Raw genomic sequence first — 4,019 nt, forward strand, 5'->3', positions numbered from 1 at the left:
GTTGGGGATGGTGCCGGCGGCCAGGGTCGCGAACTCGGCGACGGTGTGCAGCATCAGAGGTCCTCCTCGAGCAGGTCGGTGGTGTGGGCAGCGCGCGGGTCCACGCCCCAGAAGTGCCGGGCGAGGCGGTCGGCGAGCTGGTCGACCGCCCGGTCGTAGCGCCGGGAGCGCGTCCGGGAGTCGCCGGACTCGTAGCGCCAGCGCTGCACGTGCGGCAGGACGTCGATGCCGGCGACGATCGGTGCCAGCAGCCGCAGGCGGGCGCGGGCGGCGACCGGCACCGGACCGCGGCCGTCGCGGACGACGACGAGGTGGAGCTGCTCGCCGTCGGTGCCGCTGAGTTCCAGGCGGTGCAGGTTTCGCACGGCGCGTGCCGTTCCATCCGCCGTCGCCGAGGCGACCAGCACGCACGGGCGGCCGCTGGTGGTGCCTTCCCGCAGCGCTGCCAGCAGCGGAACCTCGCGCACGACGGCACGGATCGCGGGGTGCGCGGCGAGGGTGCTGGCGCCGCAACCGCCGTGCGCGGCAACGAGGACGCCGTGCAGGGCGCCGTCGCCGAGTGTGGACGGGAACTCCGTGGTGCTCGACTCAGGACGTCGCGCGGACGGCGCGGTGGCGTGTTCATGAGTTGTCACTGGACAGCCCTATCGTTCACATGAGTTGATACTCGGACAGTACCTGGCACACACCGGTCTGTCACGCAACGCCTCACTGGCGAGCGCACAGCGGACCGGCTGTGGACACCGCCATCCACCCCGTCGCTGTGGACGACGACCACGGCCGCGCTCTTGGAGGACGTCATGACCCGCCAACCAGCTGTTCAGAACGGCGGCACGCCCGCCGCCCGCACCGAGCCCGGAGAACTCGCCACCTCGGCCGCTCCCGCCGACGTCGGCGCCGCCCGTGCCCTCCTCGCGCTGATGGTCGACACCGCTGATCAGCTCGGTGAACGCCTCGTCGCCACCTGCGCCCTGGCACACCTCGACGACGTGTTCCCGCCGTACCCGCCGGCGCCGCCGGCGACCAGCGACCTGCGCGGTCAGCAGCTGCGCGACGAGGCCGTCGACGCCCTCCTCGGCATCGTCGCCACGACCGAGGACGTGGAGCAGCGCGCGCGCACGCTGATGGCGCTGCATGAGTTCGCCATGCCCGTCGTCGAGCTGCTGGACGCGGCGGAGCAGCGGTGAGCGCGGCCGTCGCGGTCCAGGAGCTGACCACGCACCTGGCTCACCTCAGCGTCCGGGAGCGGCCCGTCGAGCACACGAGGATGGGCGTCGACGCCGCCCTGCACGGCCGTGGAGCGGCGATGGCCCTGTGCCGACAGGTGCTGGCGGACGTCGCTCAGGCCCGCGGCACGTCGCGGGCGGACTTCGACACCCTGCACGCGCACCCTGAGCGCGTCCTCGCCACGGCGCTGCGGCTCGGTGCCCGGGAGGCACGCAGCTACAGCCCTTCCGAGGTGACAGCCGCCGCCGACCCCCGCTCGGTCACCGCCCGCTGGGAACAGCTCGGCGCCGCGGCCACCCGGGCGCATCTCGCGTGGAGCGGCAGCGAAACCTTGCCCACCGGTGCAGCCGGCCGTGCCGCGGTCGGCGACATCGCCGTCGTCGCGCTCGGCATCGCGCACCTCGACCGCGGACTCGTGCAGGCGGCCACCCGCGTCGGCGCGGACGACGTCGCCCGAGACCTGCGCTTCGCCGAGAGGGCCGGCCTCCACCTCGCGGCCCGTGCCGTGCTGGACCGCGTCTCAGCGGACGCCGCTCCGACGTGGGACGCGCCCGGGCGCGCGCGCCTCGACCGACTACCGGTGGTGCCGGTCAACCACGCGGACGACCTGCCCCGCGGGCTGCAACGGCTGCACGAGCTATTGACCGCAGGGGTGAACGTCAGCCCCCAGCACACGGTCATGCTGCTCACGGCCCAGGTGCGGATGAGCGCGGTGGTGGCTCAGCAGGCACAGCGCACCGCCCGGGCGACCGGCGACACCGCCTACTCGGTGCTCGCTCAGCGCATGAACCACCACGCGGCCGCTCTCGCGTCCTCGTGGGGTCGCTCCGACCGGTCCCTCGTCGGTCTCGATGGCCCAGATCCCCGGCCCGTGCACCAGGCAGGCGAGTGCCTGCGGTACCTCACCGGTGCGGCGACGCCCGTGGGACTGCTCGAACAGACCGCAGGAGCCGTCGTCGGCCTGGCCGGCGCGACGGCGACAGCGGTCGAGGGCTGCGTCGCCTCGGGGAAGTGGGCCACGCCCATCACGCACGTCGACAGTCAGGCAGCTCTTTCCTGGCGTCTCTTCGACACCTTCAACAGGCCGAACGTCCTGGACGCTCTGCGAGCCGTCGTCGCCCAAGCACCCTCGATCGCCGCAGATCACAACAGGATGCAGCACCTACACGTACCTGCTGCTGCGCGCACCCCAACGCCTGCACGCGGCTGAGGCAGAAGCTCGCCGAGACACGCGAGCGGCGCAGCTGCCCAGCACAGGCCTGCAGCGCCTCCTCCCAGCAGCCACCCACCACGACCACGCCTCGTCGCCTCGAGGAGGCCTCCACCGGCTGCTGACCACTGTGTCTACCCCGTGCACACCCCCTTGACCAGACTCACCGATCGCGAGGACTTGATGACTTCTCACGACCTCCTGCACGCTCGCACTCAGCCGCGGCGGACTCCCCGGCGTGTCAGCCGCGAGGCGGCGGCTGCTCTCTTCACGGCTGTCGCCCTGGGAGTGAGCACGGTCCAGCCCAGTGCAGCAGCCAGCACGCCACAGCTCGCCAGCACCAGATCCGGAAGCGCGAACGCCGAAACGCCTACGCCGAAGGCGCAGAACGCTGAGGACCAGGAGGAGGTCGACCGCCTGTGGCGGCAGTTGCTCGACAAGCTTGGCATCACCGACCCCGACGACGAGGCCTCGGAGGACAGCACGACCGATTCCGAGGACGAGGTCGGTGGTTCCACCGATGACGCGCAGGAGCGCACTGACGTCATGGCCCTGCCGGCGGGCACCAACCACACCACGCTGACCGCCGAGGGGTTCGTCGACTCCGTCGGCGTCGGCACCCACGTGGCCTACCTGGACACCTCCTACGGGCAGGTGGACACCGTCGCGCTGCTCAAGGAGCTGGGAGTTAAACACGTGCGCGACGGCCTGGGTTCGAACGACTCCGCGCCGATCGCCACCCTGAAGGAGATCGGGCAGGCCGGCATCGGCATCAACTGGGTCGCCCAGCCGGAGGACTCCTCCTTCTCCATCGACGCCCAGCTGCAACTGATGAAGGACCACGACCTGAACGTGGAGAGCGTGGAGGGCGCCAACGAGCGCGACAACCACGGCGATGCTGCCTGGGCGGGCAAGGTCCGCCGGCACCAGGCGCAGCTGTACGAGAAGGTCAAGACCACCCTGGGCGACGACGTGGCGGTGGTGGCGCCCTCCCTGGTGCACGACGGCTCGCGCGAGGAGCTGGGCGAGGTGCCCAGCGACGTCGCCAACGCCCACCCCTACACCGGCGGGCACATGCAGACCGCTGAGCAGACCGAGCACCAGATGCGGCTGACGCGCAAGGTCACCCCCTCGGTCGACACCGCCGCCCCGCAGCAGGCCGAGGCTGACGAGCGCGTCACCCTCACGGCGGCCGTGGAGGACTCCGGCGCGCTGTACGCCACCGAGCTGGGCTTCCACACCGGCACCGACTCCACCGCCGGGCGCGGGGTGCAGCCGCACGTCTCCGAGGACGCGCAGGCCACGCTGCAGCTGCAGCAGCTGCTGGAGAACTACCGCAACGGCGTGGACCGGTCCTACGTCTACGAACTGCTCGACGAGGGCGAGGACGAGAGCGAGGCCGAGGACCGCTTCGGCCTGGTGCACTCCGACGGCTCGCCCAAGCCGGTCTTCACCGCGCTGAAGAACCTGCTGAGCGTGGTCAAGGGCAGCACCAGCACGAGCAGCGGCACCAGCAGCGGGGCGGCCGGTGCGCGGGCGCTGGGCGTGCAGGTGCAGGGCGGGGGAGGGGCGACCACCAGCG

Annotated in this window: 3 protein-coding genes and 1 pseudogene; 3 read left to right on the top strand and 1 reads right to left on the bottom strand. The window is 72.0% G+C overall.

Going from position 1 to position 4,019, the window contains the following annotated elements; genetic code table 11:
• Positions 1 to 53: 53 nt before the first annotated feature.
• Entirely contained in the window at positions 54 to 365 is a 312-nt protein-coding gene (locus GTR00_RS15995; protein WP_166612585.1) for a hypothetical protein, read from the bottom strand.
• Positions 366 to 800: 435 nt separating this feature from the next.
• On the opposite strand from GTR00_RS15995, the gene GTR00_RS16000 reads away from it, so the two are divergent.
• From GTR00_RS16000 to GTR00_RS16010, 3 genes and pseudogenes are all read left to right on the top strand, one after another.
• Positions 801 to 1,187 (top strand): hypothetical protein, encoded by a 387-nt coding sequence (locus GTR00_RS16000; protein ID WP_166612586.1) that lies wholly within the window; start codon positions 801 to 803, stop codon positions 1,185 to 1,187.
• On the top strand, positions 1,184 to 2,437 hold the full coding sequence (locus GTR00_RS16005) for a hypothetical protein (protein ID WP_166612587.1): 1,254 nt from the start codon (positions 1,184 to 1,186) through the stop codon (positions 2,435 to 2,437). Before GTR00_RS16000 ends, GTR00_RS16005 begins: the two co-directional genes overlap by 4 nt.
• 429 nt (positions 2,438 to 2,866) lie before the next feature.
• Positions 2,867 to 4,019 (top strand): annotated as a pseudogene (locus GTR00_RS16010) (glycoside hydrolase family 6 protein); the annotation flags it as partial.

It is taken from the genome of Kineococcus indalonis, from assembly GCF_009906395.1.
Taxonomy (GTDB): Bacteria; Actinomycetota; Actinomycetes; order Actinomycetales; family Kineococcaceae; genus Kineococcus; species Kineococcus indalonis.